The following is a 17,056-nucleotide window of genomic DNA, read 5'->3' as shown; positions in this document are numbered from 1 at the left end:
GCCGTTGTATAATCAATAGGGAAAGTTATCTTGTAATTTTTCTCATTTTTGAAGGTTATTGAGCGGCTAAATAGATATTGGTAGTTTTTAAATAAATCAAGTTGTGTTAAAATATTACCATATTTATATCACCAATTATTAACGAATGTTGGTGTCAAGACTTAGACTTTAACCTCTAACATGTCTTGAACTTAAAAATTTTGTGGAGGATTTATGGGTAGCTCCTATAATGATTGGCTGAAGTTGTCATATAGCGAATTAAAGAAAATAAACATCATCGAAAATCTGATAAAAGAAAACAATTTTGCCAAGGCGAAAATGCTCTTAAATAATCTTGATCTCACTACCCTCATTAAATACACCGAATTAAGTAAAACAATTACAGATTTTTGTGAAGAAGCAGAGCAAGCTGATATTTGGCGGACTCATCTGCAAAATTTTAACGAAGAACATTTTTCGTTTGAAGAATACCCCCCACTCACAGTGTCCCAATTAGTAAAAGGGATCTATTTTTATGGACAAGCAGCTGAATGCCGGGAAGAAGAAGGTAAACCATTTGGTGATAATGAATTGGAATTTCTTAAGAAGAGCGCTCATCAACACTGTTTTTATGCTTATAACTCTTTATCGACCTGGGCTTATGAAAAATACAAAATGGGTTTGAATGATTATTCTTTGTTAACCTTGAACTATGCTCAAAAGGCCAGTCAATATCATTGGACTCCAGGATATTTATTATTTTATAAGACTTGTTTAAATTTAGCCATTTTATCGAACGCCCCTTCTTTATCTTACCAGGAAGCATTAGAAGCGATCTTGATTGCCAGAAAATTATCTGAGCATCAATATTCAATAAGTGCTATCAATAATGCCTACTTTGGCAAGGGCCTGATTCATGGCAATAAAACGCAGATAGAGTCTTGGGATAAAGCAATATCAGAAACTATTGCCAAAGGCAAAATCCCCTCTACTTTGTTTAATAAAATTTATGATAAAGCATCTGAAAAAGCCAAAGGGATATTGGATGAATTCGCAGTCGAAGTAAAAGATATGCCAGAAGAAGAAAAATTGGAAAATGAAGTAACTCCTACTTTGTCTATTTAACGCTATAATAGCAAGCGATTCGACTTATAAAAGTGGAGTTGTAACCAACAATTCGATTTTTCTCAGTTTTGTAGTTTAATAATTTTCTACGGTGATCGATTCTATGGGATATCATTTTTTAACAGAAGGAAATGGGATTATTGCATGTTATGACATGTACCCAACTCAGTTTCATTCTATTAAGGACATGATTAATTATTTGCCTGTCTTAAAGCAGATGGAGTTTAATGCCTTATGGATTAATCCCATGCAAATGCCCGGTGACATTAGCGGCTTTTTTAAAACGGATAAAAATAATGGTATAAAAACAGGAAATGAGGTCACTAGAAGCTTATATGCCATGAGTCACCCGTTATTATTTAATCCTCAATTCAGTTTGGGCTCCCCTGAAGACTCCATGGAGACAACCCAACGATTAAACTCAGAAGCTTTACAGTTATTCACTCAAAATGCAAGGAACCTCGGAATAGTCCCAATGTTTGATCTGGTTTTAAATCATGTCGCCATTGATTCTCCCTTGTGTCAGGATAAGCCTCATTGGTTCAAAGGAGTTCATGAAGACTTCAAAGATGTTCGCGGCTTCAATTACGATGATGAAAGCATAAGAAAAGAAATAATAACCGAATTTTGGCAACCTTATATCAAACGTTACATGATCGAGTACGGTTTTGATGGTGTTCGAGTCGATGCTGTAGGTTATGTACATCCTGCAGTAAGAAGTGAAATATATGCCTATATTCACTCTCTTGCTGCTGAATATAGTAAACCCAAGCCGGTTATCCTTGATGAAGCTTTATTTAGTAAACGACCACTTGCAGATGAAGTAAATTATTTGAAATTACCTGGCATAGGCCCAACTCACATCACTACAGAAGCTTATAATGTTGAATTTGATCTTGCCAGCGCTTATCTGCCTTATGAAATAACATTGGAAGAGCAGTTAAAGGCCAGTGTAGTCTTCCAACAAAAAGATGGGACATGGCGTGAAAACACGAAGGGGGGCTGCATTAATTTTTGTGGGAATCACGACTATCGTTCATTGGCGATGACTATTTTATTTCAAATGGCCAAAAAAAGACTGAAATCTGACACTTTTTATAATGACTTAATGTCTTCCTATCAAGACTTGTACTTTAAGTTTAACGCCGAGCAAGAAAAACCACATGAACTCAAGGAGCCTTTGAAAACAACCTTACTTTACTCTTATGTTGATCAAATCAAAAAGGAGTTGGAAGATAATAAAGATGAAACAGCACAAGAATTTAAAACTCTGGTATTAGAAAAACTGGCTTTATCCGCTCTTACAGCCAGTGGCGGATGGTTTTTATTATCTGGTGATGAAACATGCGATATCACTGCAAAAACAGTATTTCAGAGAAAAGGTGCTGTTGATAAATCTTATTACCCACAACGTGAACATCGTATTTTTAGTGAAAAACCAGTTATTGCTCACAAAATTTTAGAAAAAATGGCAGAAGAGAATTTCTTCATAGAAAACTCGGAAAATAAGTGGATGCAGGAACTTTACCGAAGTTTATCAAGTTTTCCTGAAATGCAAAAACGTCTTTTAGTATCTCATATTGATAATATTAAACACCAAATAAATGCCGGCATAGATCATGTACAAGAAAAATTTTCCAGGCTACTTGCCAGTGAAAGTTTAAATATAGGTTTCACATCTCAAGATTTTTTAGAGAATCCAAGAACCCACGAAAATGGATGGCTTGGATTACAGAATAATTTTCTATTTATCAAACAATTAAATACATTATTAAAAACACTACCTGCATCACTACCCGGATTCTCCAGTGAGTTGGTTCGACTCACTGGAAAACCGCATCTCATTATTATAGTAAGAAAAAATGGTAATGAATTAAGTGCTCCAATTGATATTGTTGTTGTTAACCTTGAACAGGAAAAACGACAAACATTAACTAAAGAAGATTTTCAATTAATTGCCAAAAGCTATTGTAATCAATATTTTTCTAAAAATAAACCGAGTGTTTGCGATAGCTTACGTGAAAAATTATATTCACATGTTTTAAAATCCGCTTTAAATAATCGAGTCCATACAGACACCAGTATTAAACTGAATGGAATCCATTTATTTGAGTTTAAAGAAACTTCGTTAAACACTTTTTTTACAATTGAAAAAGAAAAAAACTATTCTCATGGAAATGAAGACCATACTGCTCTGAGTGGAAATACAATCTAGTATTAAAGACCTTTCGATGCAATCAGGTTAATTGCAGCTACCAAAGCCATTCCTTCCAACTGCTGCACCCTTGCTTTTAACGTTTGAGCAGTATCTCCTTCTAAGACAAGGCATTTTTTTTGCAAAATAACAGGACCAGCATCCACCTCTTCAGTGACAAAATGGATAGTACAACCTGTTTCCTTTAGGCCGGAATCAAGAACGGCTTGATGTACATCTATATCCATTTTCCCTGCAAATGCTGGCAATAAAGAGGGATGTACATTAATTACCTGATTATTCCATTTATTTACGAAATCCGCCGACAAAATTCTCATGTACCCAATCAAAACAATCAAATCAATCTGATGGTTGATCAGTATGTCACTTACTTTTTTATCAAAATCAATTCTGTTTAATCCCTCAGGATTGACAAACTGTGCATTCAAACCCAACGATTTGGCTCTTTCCAGAATAATGGCATCAGGTTTATTACTAATAACAAGCTCTATCTTTGCCTTAAGAGTTCCCTCATTGATTGCATCAACAAGAGCCAACATATTGGTTCCACGCGTAGATCCTAATATTCCTAAACGAATCATAAGGCACGCAACCTACGCATTACTTCAACGCGTGTATTAATTAAAGGCGATGTGCCAATATCTTTTCTGTGAAATAAAGGGCCTTTTATATTTTTTATCTGTTGTTCAGCAATTTCTTCTGCCTCACTGATAGTATTCGCTATACCGACATAAGCGGCTGTCCTCGAACCTGTGGCATAGAGTTTGCCATCCTTAAAATTCACTGCAGCCAAATATAGAGTATCTTTAGGTTCGACAGCAGAAATATCAATTTCAACATGGCGCAATGGATTATCGGGATAACCATCAGGGACAGCGTATTTACAAACTGTGGCTTGGTTCAAAAAGCGAATAGATTCTTTTTGTAAATTGCCGTTAGCCATCGCAATACATAATCTGACAAAATCAGACTCCAACAAGCTAAGCACATTAAGAGCCTCAGGATCTCCAAAGCGAGCATTAAACTCAATCACGTACACCCCGTGTGCGGTAGCCATAAATCCACCATAAAGTATCCCTATATATTTATCAGACATTTCCGCCATAAGCGCATTGATTACTGATTGATTAATTTCAAAAGCAGTACGAACATCCTCTGGAGATAAAAATGGCAAACTGTGATCTGCCGCTGAATAACTCCCCATACCACCTGTATTAGGACCCTCATCATTCTCATAAGCTCGTTTATGATCTTGCACAATAGGCATTGGAATTAATGAGATGCCATCAGAAAAGCACATAAATGAAAACTCTTGACCTATTAATTTTTCTTCAATAACTAAAGACTGATTATGATCAAAAATCTCTTTACAATAGTGTAAAGCCTCTTCAAATGACAACAGATGTTCCCCTCCTACTCTTACACCCTTGCCCGCCATTAATCCATTGGCCTTAACAACGTAATTATTTTCACCTAACTCTGATAAAAACTCTCTTATTCCTTCTATACTTGTAAATACTTTATATTTAGGCAAACCTGGAATACCGTATTTTTCCATCAACTCTCTGGCGAATGCTTTACTGGTTTCAATTTTGGCCAAATTTTTCCTGGGCCCTATAACAGGGATTCCACAATCCCATAAAGCATCAGCTACAGCATGCTCCAAAGGAGCTTCTGGACCAATAATAGCCAAATTAATTTCCCACTCTTTTGCTTGCTGGTTAACTTGCTCAGGGTCTGTAATATCACCTACCCAATAATCTGAGGTGAGTCTTTGGATACCAGGATTACGAGTTGTTCCAAAGCAATAAATCTTTGGTTTATTCTCTGATTTACTCAATGCTGTAGCTATTGCATGCTCACGCGCACCTGAACCAACAATAAGGATATTGATCAAGACATCTCTCCTATCTCTGTTTCTTGGTCATTCTCGGTTAATCTTTTTTTCTCCAACAATTTAATTTTTTCTTCAGTAATCTGTCCACAAATGTATTTGCCATCCATACAAGCCATACAAGGCTTGCTCATGTCATATTGCCCCCTGCGAGACACAGCCTCTATAAGGTTTTCCTGAGTTTGGTATAATAATTTATCCACCCCTAGAAATTGACGGATTTCCTCTTCCGTTTTATGGGCTGCTATCAATTTTTTACGCGATGGGATATCAATCCCGTAGAAACAAGGGTTTTTAATCGGTGGACAGGTTGATACAAAATATATTTCTGATGCTCCATATTCTCGTATCATTCTGACTATTTCGCGTGAGGTAGTTCCCCTTACGATACTATCATCAACGATTAATACCTTTTTTTTATTAATTTCCGTTTTCTGAGGAGTTAATTTATAACGAACCTGTCTTGATCGCGACTCCTGATTAGGCATAATAAAAGTACGTCCAATAAAAGGATTTTTATATAAACCTTCGGAATAACGTATTCCCAACTCATTTGCAAAAGCTAATGCGGCAGTATTTGCTGTTGAAGGGGCTGGAATCACCACATCAGGTAGTGTATCGGGAAATCTTTTTTTCCAGCTTTTGGCTAAATTTTGCCCCATACGTAATCTGGCTCGATAAACGCTCACATCGTCTAATGTGGCATCTGGTCTGGCGAAGTAAACGTATTCAAATATACAAGGGGTAAATTTTTTTGATGAAAGCACTTTTCTGTACAATTGTCCTTGCTGATTCACGTAAGCAACTTCACCGGGCAGCAAATCACCCTTGGGCTCAAAACCTAAAGCATAAAAAGGCGTGGTTTCTGAAGCAAAAATATAATCCTTACTACCATCTTCATGAACTCGCTCACCCCAAACTAAAGGACGGATACCATGCGGGTCCCTAAATGCAACCAAACCTTTGCCAATTACTAAACTCACAACAGAATAGGAACCTTGAACTCGTTGATGTATTTCATTAACTGCCATACATAGTAATTGAAAGAATTGCTCTTCATCATGATCGGAATAAGATCCCTTGGCTAAATAGTCTGCCAAAAGTAATAAAAGTGCCTCAGAATCAAGAGTAGAGTTTAAATGCCTATGCTGTTTTCCGCATAAATCATCAACCAACTCTCCATAATTCACTAAATTTCCATTATGAGCCAGAGCTATCCCGCGAGGGCTCCCTATCCAAAGAGGCTGAACATCCGCTTCACTATAACCTCCGGCCGTGGGATAACGCACATGAGCAATGCCAATATTCCCCTTCAGTTTAAGAATATCTTCAGAGAAAATGGACTCTCTGACCAGTCCAAGTCCATGTTTGAAGTAAAAACGATCAGCTCCGGTTAAAATACCTGAGGCATCTTGCCCCCGGTGCTGTAAATGAATCAAGCTATCATAAAGCTCAGCAGCAACGGGTTCATGACTGTAAATTCCTACAATGCCACACATAAGCCTTTCCCCCGGCTAAAAATTAACCTAACCAACGTTGTATATTATGCAAAATCCTATCATTTACTGGCCCAGGATTACTATCATACACAAACGATTCACCTGTAATCATTTCATATAATTGGATATATCTTGATGCTAAAGTAACAATTAACTCCTGTGGTGCTTGAGGTAATACTTCATCCTTATAAGGATCGCAGTGATCAACAAACCACAAGCGCAAAAACTCTTTATCTATATTCTCCGGCTCCTTACCCGCATCAAATCGCTCTTGATAGCCGTTAAATAACCAATAACGACTGGAATCTGGAGTATGAATTTCATCCACTAATACAATTCTTCCTTCCGCATCACGGCCAAATTCATATTTGGTATCCACCAAAATCAAACCATGTTGCTGGGCTACTTCCATTCCATGTTGAAATAACCTTAAAGCATAACTGCTGGTTTCATCCCAGTCTTCTTGGGTCATCCAGCCTTCTGCGACGATTTCGTGTGGGCTAATCGGCCTGTCATGGAGCGTCTCTTTAGTAGTGGGGGTTATCACTGGGCTCTCAAGTTTTTGATTTTTTCTTAATCCATCAGGAAACGTTATACCACAGTACTCACGAACTCCTTTTTGGTATTGCGTCCATAAAGACGTACTTGTACTCCCCGAAATATACCCACGAACAACAAATTCAATAGGGAATATTTTGCATTTTTTGGCTATCGCCACATTGGGATCAGGTACGGCAATTAAATGGTTAGGTACAATCGATTGAGTGTTTTTAAACCACCATACTGAAGTCAAATTCAATACTTGTCCTTTGTAAGGTACAGCAGCAAGGCATCGATCAAAGGCACTTTGTCTATCTGTAGTTACCAAAATCAATTGATCGCCGAGATCATAGGTATCCCTTACTTTCCCCTTATACTTTTTGCCGAAAGGTAAAGAGGTTTCGGTTAAGCAAAAAGGCAACGCAGCAAGAAGATCCTCTTGACTAGGGACATTGGTATTCATAGCAGATATGAGCATTAGGGTTAAAGATAATATTAGTAGCTAAAATGGATTCTGCCAATTCTTGTATTTTAACATTTTCACAGCTAAATATCCATAAAACACCATGGTGTATGGCATCAACGCCATCAATTGAGAAATGATCCCGAAGCATTTGCAGCTTCTGTTGCCCGATCATATCGTCTTTTGATATAACCAAAAAAGCCTTGGCTGCTGATGAAAATATTTGCTCAGGCGTTACTAAATACTCTTTCCGATCATTATATAAAACCCCTGTTTGCTTTATTTTTTCGATTGCTTCAGGAAAATTTGTATCGACATGCCAATGCATCATACGATTCACTGTGACTGGTATACCTAACTGTCTTAGCGTATTTTGTACTGTTAAAGCAGCATTATCGGTAATAATCAATTTAACAATCAACTCATGGGCATTTTCTTTTTTATCATAAGGAATTATTTTAACTGGCTCCGGTTGATAAGATAATGTTTGCTGCTTGAATGTTTTTTTCTCCTTAATATATTCCTTCATTGAATGGAATATAGGATCTCCCGCAAATGTACGTTCAGGGTGAGGCATTATGGCCATGACATTACCCGCTTTATTGATAATAGCGGCAATATTCCGTAGAGAACCATTAGGATTAACGGGGAAATTATCATCTCTGTTTCCCTGCGCATCACAATATTGAAACGCATTTAAACCTTCTTCTTCAATTTCTTGCAATAATTTAACAGGCATCACAAAACGCCCTTCAGCATGGGCAGCAGGAATTGATAATACAGAATCCTTTGATAAATAGCGGGTGAATGCATTTTGCCTCACTCGGTCACCGGTTCGCATATGAATCCAGCTGTTATAAAATCCTGTTCCTAAAATTTTTCCATCCTGAATTCGCTTATTCTCAGTCAGAGCCATACCAATTTGATAGTTTTTTAAACCAGGAACGAGGCCTGTTTCAACAAGGATCTGTGCTCCATTGCAAATGCCAAGAACAGGTTTTCCCAATTCACTCTGCAATTTTATTTCTTTCATTACCGGATCAAGGGCTGCAATAATTCCTGCTCTTGATCTATCCTCATATGAAAAACCACCAATAATAATATAACCATCCATTTCTCGCAGTTTTTGTGATGAATCATTCCACAGAAACTCAACTGGAGTCATACCTGCTCGTTGCACCGCAAGCATTGTCTCACGTTCGCAATTGGAGCCTGGAAACTGAACAACTGCAATCTTCATCACAATAATCTCACTTCTGGTTTTCCTGATACGACTTTTCCTACTTCATAAACAGGGAAATTAGGGAATTCTTTTAGCGCTGTATGAATTTCAGAAACAATACCAGGGGAAGCTATCATTACTAATCCTATTCCCATATTAAAAGTACGATACATTTCCTGATCATCCAGTTTCCCCAATGCTTTTAGCACATTAAAGATCGGCAACACCGGACATGAATTCTTATTGATTTCAACGGAACAATGATTAGGTAATACTCGCGGAATGTTTTCCAGTACACCTCCGCCAGTAATATGAGCCATTCCCTTGATAGGGATTTTGTTATTCAACAGGTGTAGAACAGGATTTGTATAATTGATATGAGGTACCAGTAAAGCCTCACCAACTGTAGCATCCAACTCTTCAAGTTGGGATTCTACAGTATATCCACCTAGTTCAAACAAAAGTTTTCTGGCGAGTGAGTATCCATTGGTATGTAAGCCACTGGAAGGAAATGCCAAGACTGAATCGCCTGGAATTATATCTTTTCCTAGTATGGCTTCATCCTTTTCCACTACACCAGTGATAATACCTACCAAATCATGCTCTCCCTTCAGATAGGTATCAGGCATTTCAGCCGTCTCACCACCGACCAGGGAAATATTATTTTCGAGGCAAGCTTGCGTCATGCCAATAATAATTTCTTCAATATATTCAGGTTTCAATCGATCAGTTGCTATATAGTCCAAAAGTGTTAATGGCCTTGCACCCAACACAATAATATCGTTGGTGGTCGCACTGACCAAATCAATTCCTATTGTATCAAATTTTTGCATCATCCGAGCAACTATTGTCTTCGTGCCTAAGCCATCAATGCTTTGAACCATGACGGGGTGTTTGAATTTTTCCATAAAAGGCTTCAAATCATACATTGCGCCAAAACTACCGATTCCTGTCAGGACTTGAGGCGAAAATGTTTTTTCAACATTACGTTTAATGCGTGCGACAGCTTCATTTCCCGCCTCGATATCGACACCCGCTGATTTGTAATTGATAGTAGACATTATAATAGCCTCTCTCTTAAGCCATTTTCCCAAGCCTGTCTCGCTTCTTCGACAGGCAAGTTGATAACCGAATTCATCTGTAAAACTGGCTGCTCTGTAGTATGTCCGATAACCATGTAAGGGACTTGATATTGAGTAACCAGTTTGTCAAAAGCGGCTTTATGTTGTTTATCGATTTCAAGAATAAAACCGCCTGTCTCTCCAAATAAAAGTTTGTCCGCAGATAACTCTCCATTAATCTGTACAGCAACTCCCAGGGAGTTCTTAAAACTCATCTCAGCAAGAGCAACAGCAACCCCTCCCTCTGAGACATCATGAGCAGCGTTAACCAACCCATGCTGAATTGCCGATGAAACAGCATGGATTTCTTTATTAAACAAGCTTAAATCCGGTTTTGGAACATTAGAACCCAATTCATTATGGAGTTGATAATAAACGCTACCACCACATTCGTCTTTACGCTCTCCAATCAATATCAATAGGCTATCACTTTTCTTAAAATCAAAGGTAATAGCAAAACCAATATCAGGAAGCGTTCCCAGGCAACTAATCATGGGGCTGGGAGGAATAGCCCCTTTCACTGATTCATTATACAATGAGACATTCCCGGCAATGACAGGCAAAGTTGATTGGGGATGATCTTTCAGATGAACAGCGGCACAGGCATCACTAATTCCTCGCACAGAATCAACAAATTCGCGCATTTGTTCTGGCTTTTCTGGATTACCAAAACACAAGCAATCTGTTATTGCGACTGGAGTAGCTCCAACTGCAGTGATGTTCCGCACCGATTCGACAACCGCGTTAACAGCTCCCCAATAGGCATCAATTTTGTTATAGCGAGGATTTTGATCTAAAGACAAGGCAATACCTGTTTTACGAATTTCCTCAGGATACTTCGATTCATTAAATGGTTGTAATACTCCAGCATCAGCCCATCCTGCTTGTATGAGGGTGCGACCCTGCACTTGCTTGTCATACATTTCAAAAATAGGTTCCTTGCTCGCTATATTCTCATGGGCCAATAACTGCAACAAAATTTGATTATAATCATCTGGTGGGAGAAAAACTGGTTCTGTGTTTTGCTTCTGCGAAGAGGCATGTGGCCTGTTATAAACAATGCCTTTCGTGACATCAGGGACTTTAGCTCTCACAAGCTCTCGCCCTTTGTAATTCACCACGTATAATCCATCGGTACGAATTTTGCCGATAACTGCAGCGCATGCCCCTTCAGAAACCTGTGGTAACGCGAAGGTTTCATTATAGTGTTTCAGGATAGTATCTACTAAATCAGGGGGAACAACCCACATAAAACGCTCCTGAGTTTCAGAGCATAGAATGACTGAAGGCATTAATCCTGGCATTCCTGAGGGTACCTTGTCCAGATCAATTTCGGCGCCATAAGAACCGCCGGCTTCAGCCAACTCGATACTTGCGCAGGCCACGCCACCTGCTCCTAAATCTTTAAAGCCTACCCTGTCAATTAAATTCTTTTCTCTTAGTAATTGAAATAATGAATAATTAGCTTTAAGGAGATGTCTCTGTAAAAAAGCATTGGGCTCTTGAACAGCTCCCTTATTCTTTTCTTGTGAATCTTCTTCCAATACTGTTGAGGCAAAGCTTGCGCCGCCAAACCCACTATTATCAGTTGGCTTACCTACTAAAATAAAAACATAGTTCTCAGCTTCGGGCGGAGCATAAGAATGTATAATATGATCCTCTCTTACTATCCCCAGAGTGACTACAGTAACCAAACAATTTTCATTGTAGGCCGGATCATAGTACACATCACCAGCTATATTCGGTATTCCCAAAGGATTGCCATACCCGGCAATACCTGAAACCACCCCTTCCTGTATCCAGTGAGTACGTGCACGTTTGATATCTCCGAAACGCAAACTGTCTGCTACTGCTATAACTTCCCCACCCATACAACAGACATCACGGACATTACCACCAACTCCAGTAGCTGCGCCTTCATAGGGAACAATTTGAGATGGGTGATTATGTGATTCATGACTGACAATAACGCCATATCTATAACCATTTTTATCTTGGGCTACAGATACTATACCTGCATCCTCCTTGGCGCCCAGTATCACGTGAGGGCCTGAGGTATTGAATTGCTTTAAATGAATACGGCTGCTTTTATAAGAACAATGTTCTGATCCTTGAATAGACCAAAGTACACACTCTGAAATAGTCGGGGGTCTTTTGAGGAATTCATTCTGTATAGTCAACGCCTCATCTACAGAAAGATTTAAATTATAATCGCGCAGTAATTTTTCAATTTCTCCACGATTCAAAGAAGAAAAATCAAGGGTTTCAGTAAGATTTTGCATGAATCTCTATACCAGATAGAATTAATCTCTGATTGATCAGTAAAGGACTAATCTCTCCCCAAAGCAGTAGATATTGTATATTTTTACACGGGGTATAAGCAATGAAAAACCAATAATTAAGATAAATTAAGTTGTGGTTCTAATTTTGGAATTTAACTTATTACCCACTCAATCTGCTTTTTCAAATCAATATTTATCTCAGAAAGCTCTTCCAGCTCATGGTTAGTGTATGGGTTATCATTTGGGCTATTCAGTTGGTGAAGCTGAATGCGTTTGTCTCGCTCCTGATGAAGCCAGGCAATTTGGGGAGCAAACAAATGGAGCATGCCTTCCACCCACTGATCTAATACTTGCCAATAAGGATCGTCTATTAATGTCATCTTGTAAGATTTCAGGAAATATGGAATATGCTCAGCACCATACCAAATTTCTGATGTTACCCAACGATTGACTGTAAATAATCGTATCGGTTGCCCAAACTGATTCATACCTATCGCAACAAGGTGAGTCATGGGATTATCTATGTATTTATCCCAATCCTCTAATGGAGCTGGTTTAATACGCTTCGGTATATGTTTATATCGCAAAAAACAATGAAAATGACCGTGTTCATTACTTTCGAAATTTTCTCTATGGCAATGATAAAAATATTGTGAGCCAGTACTACGATCAATCCTGTCTCCCTTAGGATAGTGACTCATGCGTTCATGCTTTCGTTTTTTTCTAAGCGTGTAGTGCAGAATATTTTTACCTTTACTGGATGTCATTTTTTGTTGGGCTTCAAGAACTTGTGAAGCATAACCAAGAAATTTCTTTTTATACCAGCTGGACAATATGGGTAAGTTAAAATCTGATTGACTATTCATAATTACTTAAAAAATAAACCGTAATAAAAAGAGGTAGTTAACACTACCTCTTTATAGAAAATATTACTTATTAATCACCACTGCAACCACCGCAGCCACCACAACCGCCACAGCCTTTGCAACCGTTGCAGCCCTTGCATCCTTTACAACCAGTACAGCTAGAAGTTGTTGTATTTGAAGTATCATCAGCATAAGCTACGGAAACCATAGGTGCTGTTGATAAAGCAGCTAACAGAGTGGCTACTGCCATTGTTGATTTTTTCATAGTATTACTTCCTTGATAGTTAATGGATTTTTTATTTACCCATTAAGATATTAGCAAACAAATCAAAATTTTTCTTCTTTTTTCACAAAAATTAATTGATTATTTTTTAATAAAATTGATTTTTTATATACCTATAAACACAGGTTTGATAAATTCTTGCTTATACAAGCAACTCTAAGAGCAAAAAATCAAATTCATACTTTTCAATATTTTGGGTACAGTTTGAATTTGATTTATTTATCAAATATTAACCATACCCAAATTATTAAGAACAAATTTCGGTAGCAAATTGTCTATTATTTCAACCCAAATGGCGCGCTTGCTCAAGCAATTGAAGCATTTTTGATAGCGAAATCAAACCAACCGAAGTCATTTGAGTAATAGGCTCTCCCGATGTATTAAAAAATATCATCGTTGGCGTTCCATAAATACCAAAAGCTTTTTTTATAGAATCAACCTCTGCATTCTTATCACTGATATCCACTTTAATGCTAACCCAATCAGACATGGCCTTTTGAATTTCTGGTTGATTGAATACTTTGGTATCCATTTCCTGACAGTCACTGCACCAATCCGCTGAGAAATCAAGAAATACTGCTTTTCTAACTTTTTTAGCCTGCTCCAATTGTAGTTGAAGAGCATTTAAGGTATTAATCTTGATAAATGGGTTATTTTCTACAGACGCTTGTTTTATTTTTACTGAAGGTATTGCGGTGTTGTAAAAAATAATACCTCCTGAAATCAAAGCAAGAATACACAATCCCTGAGCCAAATAACCACGCCAATTGTTTTGTGATTTTAAAGCGCCTAAACTGATACTGGCGACCATGAGTAATCCAGCCCACAAAATGTGCGTAATGGTCTGATTCAGAATCCGGGATAACATCCATATGGCAATTCCCAACATGATAAAACCAAACAATTGTTTTATTTTAAGCATCCAGGAACCTGCTTTTGGGAGTAAGGCACCATAACCCGCACCAACAATCAGCAGAGGAACCCCCATCCCCAATGCCATAACAAATAAAATCAATCCGCCCATTATGACCTGGCCATTTTGACCAATATAACTTAAAACACCAATTAAAGGAGCGGTAACACAAGGAGAAACAATTAAAGTGGATAAAACTCCCATTATTCCAACAGAAAGATAACTTCTCTGCTTCCCTAATTGATTGTTTTTATTTAACCGATTCCCAAGGCTTGCAGGAAATTTCAATTCAAAAAAGCCAAACATTGAAAGAGCCATAGCTACAAACACAACACTGAATAAAGTGATTACTACTGGACGTTGCATCACAGTTTGGATTGTACTTCCCATATACCCGGCAAGCATCCCTGCTCCTGCATAAGTGATAGCCATTCCAGTCACATAACTCAGTGATAATTTAAAGGCTTTTACTGTAGAAATAGAATTTTGTCCTACAATAATTCCTGATAAAATAGGAACCATCGGTAGAACACAGGGCGTAAAAGCCAACAAAATACCTAATCCGAAAAAAGCACTCAAATAAACAAAAGCACTATTTCCTGTAATAAAATGCATCACAGTATCCGGGTTAGAACTTTCAAAGCCAGGAGTATATGACCACGCCGCCTGAGTAAAAAATATCAGTAATAAAATCATGAACGAATCAATTAATTTTCTCATTTTAATGTCCCAATAAGTAATAAATAACAACGATAGATACTTGTATCAGAATACAAGTAATCTACACTGGACTTCTTGCATAGCCAGTACTAGCAAGAAGCCTACTGAGAAAGTTGACAAATTTACTCTAGTGGGCAATCGGTGGTTTAAAAATTGGGGATACAGGCGATTTGTATTTTGATTGAATAACTAAAAAATAAAGGATAAATGTCAGCAAGGATAAGACATTACCGAGAGATAATTCCTCTTCAGAAATAATATAATAGGCACTGGACGAGCAATAATTCATCAATGCCGTCCTCTGAGCACATTCCGTTATAGAATGTATATATTGTGTATTACTCTGAGTTTGCTGATTATTGTTATGAAACACTGCTGGTTTTATCATCAACAAAACCACGCTGCATAGTATCAGGTAATGAATTACTCTGTATTTAAGCTTCATAATAGCTATAGTATCTTTTTAAAAGAGGTCTGTACAGTAGTTGCTAACTATCAACACCAACTTATGACTATTTTATAATATTACCAATAAGTTGCTTTAATCTAGCTCTTTCCTGGATAAAAATAAAATAAACCTATCTAATAAACGGGTAGTAAAAAATCGTTTTAAACCAATTAAAAAATAAGCTGGAAAAGTTACAGGGTACTTGGGTTTTGGTTTCCTTGACTCCACGGCATGAACCAGTTTTTTTATCACTGCATCAGTATCCCGAGTGAAAAACGAGTCTGCCTTCTTCTGTTTAAAATTGCTCAGCATATTTCTGTATTGATTCTTGAAATAACTTTTTTCCATTGGTATTTGTTGTAAAGTTAAGTCCACCGCATTATCACGAAATCGACTATTTATAGGGCCAGGCTCTATTGTTATGACATTAATACCTGAACCAGACAATTCCAGTCGAAGTGTGTCACTTAAGCCCTCCAATGCATATTTGGAAGCATTATAAGCACCTCGAAATGGCATGCTAACTAAGCCAAGTATAGAGCTGATATTGATTATGCGTCCCCCACCTTGTTCCCTCATAACTGGAATAACCAAATTGGTCAAATCTTGCAAACCAAATACATTCGTTTCAAATTGTTGGCGAAGAATATCACGAGAAATATCTTCAAGAGCACCTACCTGACCGTATCCTGCATTATTAATCAATACATCCAGATGACCCGATGTCATAATTAACAACTGCGCGAATGCACTTTGGATTGAAATAGGGTTACTTACATCCAGCAACAGAGCCTCAACTCCTTTGTTTAGTAATTTTTGGACATCCTCTGTTTTTCTGCAGGATGCAATCACTCTATGTCCTCTTTTTTTCAAAGCAAAAACAGCATCAAAACCTATCCCACTGGAGCATCCTGTGATCAAAATAACTTTTGTATTCATCGCCATGACCTATGCCTAATTTTTAACTATCGTACTAAGCTCTTTATCCAATTACTACCACTATAAAAACTCATTTGGTAGCAATATTAATTAAAAAAAATGTTTATAGTAATAATAGGAACCAACTGATTTATTATTGAGCTATAATTTTAATGTCATTTGCGATAAAAGGAATTTATCATGAAAATGGTAAACGCTTATGTCCCGAGATCATTCGCTATAATTAACTTAACTTTTCTATTGTTCATTACTATATCATTTAGCAATGTAGCAAGTGCCAGCAACACTAATACTGATCAATATCATTCCGGAAATACTAAACTTGCTTACTTTATTGGGATTCATAGCTACCCTGGTAACTACTACTGGCGCGGTCCTGTATATTATAAAAACGCTTACTGGACAAAATGGAGATATATTGGCTACGGTTGCCAGAAAAGCTGCCTGATAGACCGATGGAGTGGTCGAGTCATTCGCTGTGCCAAACGTTGTTTTTAACCGAGTTCACATAAGCAGGGCTTGTATGAAGCTGAGCTCATATAATTCT

15 protein-coding genes are annotated in these 17,056 nt (G+C 37.6%); 3 read left to right on the top strand and 12 right to left on the bottom strand.

Annotation, left to right across the window (positions count from 1 at the left end):
- Positions 1 to 213: 213 nt before the first annotated feature.
- A complete protein-coding gene (locus tag OQI99_RS04205) occupies positions 214 to 1,104 on the top strand; it encodes a lpg1670 family Dot/Icm T4SS effector (RefSeq protein WP_265731355.1) in 891 nt (296 codons plus the stop codon).
- Positions 1,105 to 1,207: 103 nt separating this feature from the next.
- Positions 1,208 to 3,319, top strand: a complete 2,112-nt coding sequence (locus tag OQI99_RS04200; protein WP_265731354.1) for an alpha-amylase — start codon at positions 1,208 to 1,210, stop codon at positions 3,317 to 3,319.
- 2 nt (positions 3,320 to 3,321) lie between these two features.
- Here OQI99_RS04200 and purN read toward each other — a convergent pair whose 3' ends face one another.
- From purN to OQI99_RS04140, 12 genes are all read right to left on the bottom strand, one after another.
- Positions 3,322 to 3,900 carry a phosphoribosylglycinamide formyltransferase gene (gene purN / locus OQI99_RS04195; protein ID WP_265731353.1) on the bottom strand — a complete coding sequence of 193 codons (579 nt, stop codon included), beginning with the start codon at positions 3,898 to 3,900 and terminating at the stop codon, positions 3,322 to 3,324.
- Positions 3,897 to 5,216 (bottom strand): phosphoribosylamine--glycine ligase, encoded by a 1,320-nt coding sequence (purD, locus tag OQI99_RS04190; protein ID WP_265731352.1) that lies wholly within the window; start codon positions 5,214 to 5,216, stop codon positions 3,897 to 3,899. Before purD ends, purN begins: the two co-directional genes overlap by 4 nt.
- The gene (gene purF / locus OQI99_RS04185; protein WP_011213954.1) at positions 5,213 to 6,712 is read right to left on the bottom strand and encodes an amidophosphoribosyltransferase; all 1,500 of its coding nucleotides are present in this window, start codon (positions 6,710 to 6,712) and stop codon (positions 5,213 to 5,215) included. The genes purD and purF overlap by 4 nt, the downstream gene beginning before the upstream one ends.
- A 22-nt stretch (positions 6,713 to 6,734) precedes the next feature.
- Positions 6,735 to 7,715, bottom strand: coding sequence for a phosphoribosylaminoimidazolesuccinocarboxamide synthase (locus OQI99_RS04180; protein ID WP_265731351.1), 981 nt, complete (start codon positions 7,713 to 7,715; stop codon positions 6,735 to 6,737).
- Positions 7,696 to 8,955: a phosphoribosylformylglycinamidine synthase I gene (gene purQ, locus OQI99_RS04175; protein WP_265732348.1), complete on the bottom strand. Its 1,260-nt coding sequence runs from the start codon at positions 8,953 to 8,955 to the stop codon at positions 7,696 to 7,698. The genes OQI99_RS04180 and purQ overlap by 20 nt, the downstream gene beginning before the upstream one ends.
- Positions 8,955 to 9,998 (bottom strand): phosphoribosylformylglycinamidine cyclo-ligase, encoded by a 1,044-nt coding sequence (gene purM, locus OQI99_RS04170; RefSeq protein WP_265731350.1) that lies wholly within the window; start codon positions 9,996 to 9,998, stop codon positions 8,955 to 8,957. The genes purQ and purM overlap by 1 nt, the downstream gene beginning before the upstream one ends.
- Positions 9,998 to 12,340 carry a phosphoribosylformylglycinamidine synthase subunit PurL gene (gene purL, locus OQI99_RS04165; protein WP_265731349.1) on the bottom strand — a complete coding sequence of 781 codons (2,343 nt, stop codon included), beginning with the start codon at positions 12,338 to 12,340 and terminating at the stop codon, positions 9,998 to 10,000. The genes purM and purL overlap by 1 nt, the downstream gene beginning before the upstream one ends.
- 152 nt (positions 12,341 to 12,492) lie before the next feature.
- The gene (locus OQI99_RS04160; protein WP_010947406.1) at positions 12,493 to 13,206 is read right to left on the bottom strand and encodes a DUF6969 family protein; all 714 of its coding nucleotides are present in this window, start codon (positions 13,204 to 13,206) and stop codon (positions 12,493 to 12,495) included.
- Positions 13,207 to 13,276: 70 nt separating this feature from the next.
- Positions 13,277 to 13,471, bottom strand: a complete 195-nt coding sequence (locus OQI99_RS04155; protein ID WP_011213959.1) for a hypothetical protein — start codon at positions 13,469 to 13,471, stop codon at positions 13,277 to 13,279.
- 301 nt (positions 13,472 to 13,772) lie between these two features.
- Positions 13,773 to 15,122, bottom strand: coding sequence for a protein-disulfide reductase DsbD (gene dsbD / locus OQI99_RS04150; protein ID WP_061512597.1), 1,350 nt, complete (start codon positions 15,120 to 15,122; stop codon positions 13,773 to 13,775).
- A gap of 127 nt (positions 15,123 to 15,249) precedes the next feature.
- Positions 15,250 to 15,411, bottom strand: a complete 162-nt coding sequence (locus OQI99_RS04145) for a hypothetical protein (protein ID WP_013101507.1) — start codon at positions 15,409 to 15,411, stop codon at positions 15,250 to 15,252.
- Between the two features lie 252 nt (positions 15,412 to 15,663).
- Positions 15,664 to 16,515 (bottom strand): SDR family NAD(P)-dependent oxidoreductase, encoded by an 852-nt coding sequence (locus OQI99_RS04140; protein ID WP_265731348.1) that lies wholly within the window; start codon positions 16,513 to 16,515, stop codon positions 15,664 to 15,666.
- A 174-nt stretch (positions 16,516 to 16,689) separates the two neighbouring features.
- Here OQI99_RS04140 and OQI99_RS04135 point away from each other — a divergent pair, with 174 nt between their 5' ends.
- Complete coding sequence (locus OQI99_RS04135; RefSeq protein ID WP_265731347.1) at positions 16,690 to 17,007, top strand: hypothetical protein; 318 nt, start codon at positions 16,690 to 16,692, stop codon at positions 17,005 to 17,007.
- Positions 17,008 to 17,056: the final 49 nt, after the last annotated feature.

This window comes from Legionella sp. PATHC039, from assembly GCF_026191275.1.
Lineage (GTDB): Bacteria > Pseudomonadota > Gammaproteobacteria > Legionellales > Legionellaceae > Legionella > Legionella pneumophila.
Note: the sequence above shows the minus strand (reverse complement) of the source record. Positions and strands in the feature narration are given on the sequence as shown.

Excerpts from the sequence above, each read along its gene's own strand:
- purN (WP_265731353.1), bottom strand. The coding sequence starts at position 3,900 with ATGATTCGTTTAGGAATATTAGGATCTACGCGTGGAACCAATATGTTG.
- purF (WP_011213954.1), bottom strand. The coding sequence starts at position 6,712 with ATGTGTGGCATTGTAGGAATTTACAGTCATGAACCCGTTGCTGCTGAG.
- purM (WP_265731350.1), bottom strand. The coding sequence starts at position 9,998 with ATGTCTACTATCAATTACAAATCAGCGGGTGTCGATATCGAGGCGGGA.
- OQI99_RS04140 (WP_265731348.1), bottom strand. The coding sequence starts at position 16,515 with ATGGCGATGAATACAAAAGTTATTTTGATCACAGGATGCTCCAGTGGG.
- dsbD (WP_061512597.1), bottom strand. The coding sequence starts at position 15,122 with ATGAGAAAATTAATTGATTCGTTCATGATTTTATTACTGATATTTTTT.
- purL (WP_265731349.1), bottom strand. The coding sequence starts at position 12,340 with ATGCAAAATCTTACTGAAACCCTTGATTTTTCTTCTTTGAATCGTGGA.
- OQI99_RS04145 (WP_013101507.1), bottom strand. The coding sequence starts at position 15,411 with ATGAATTATTGCTCGTCCAGTGCCTATTATATTATTTCTGAAGAGGAA.
- OQI99_RS04205 (WP_265731355.1), top strand. The coding sequence starts at position 214 with ATGGGTAGCTCCTATAATGATTGGCTGAAGTTGTCATATAGCGAATTA.
- OQI99_RS04160 (WP_010947406.1), bottom strand. The coding sequence starts at position 13,206 with ATGAATAGTCAATCAGATTTTAACTTACCCATATTGTCCAGCTGGTAT.
- purQ (WP_265732348.1), bottom strand. The coding sequence starts at position 8,955 with ATGAAGATTGCAGTTGTTCAGTTTCCAGGCTCCAATTGCGAACGTGAG.
- OQI99_RS04135 (WP_265731347.1), top strand. The coding sequence starts at position 16,690 with ATGAAAATGGTAAACGCTTATGTCCCGAGATCATTCGCTATAATTAAC.
- OQI99_RS04200 (WP_265731354.1), top strand. The coding sequence starts at position 1,208 with ATGGGATATCATTTTTTAACAGAAGGAAATGGGATTATTGCATGTTAT.
- OQI99_RS04155 (WP_011213959.1), bottom strand. The coding sequence starts at position 13,471 with ATGAAAAAATCAACAATGGCAGTAGCCACTCTGTTAGCTGCTTTATCA.
- OQI99_RS04180 (WP_265731351.1), bottom strand. The coding sequence starts at position 7,715 with ATGAATACCAATGTCCCTAGTCAAGAGGATCTTCTTGCTGCGTTGCCT.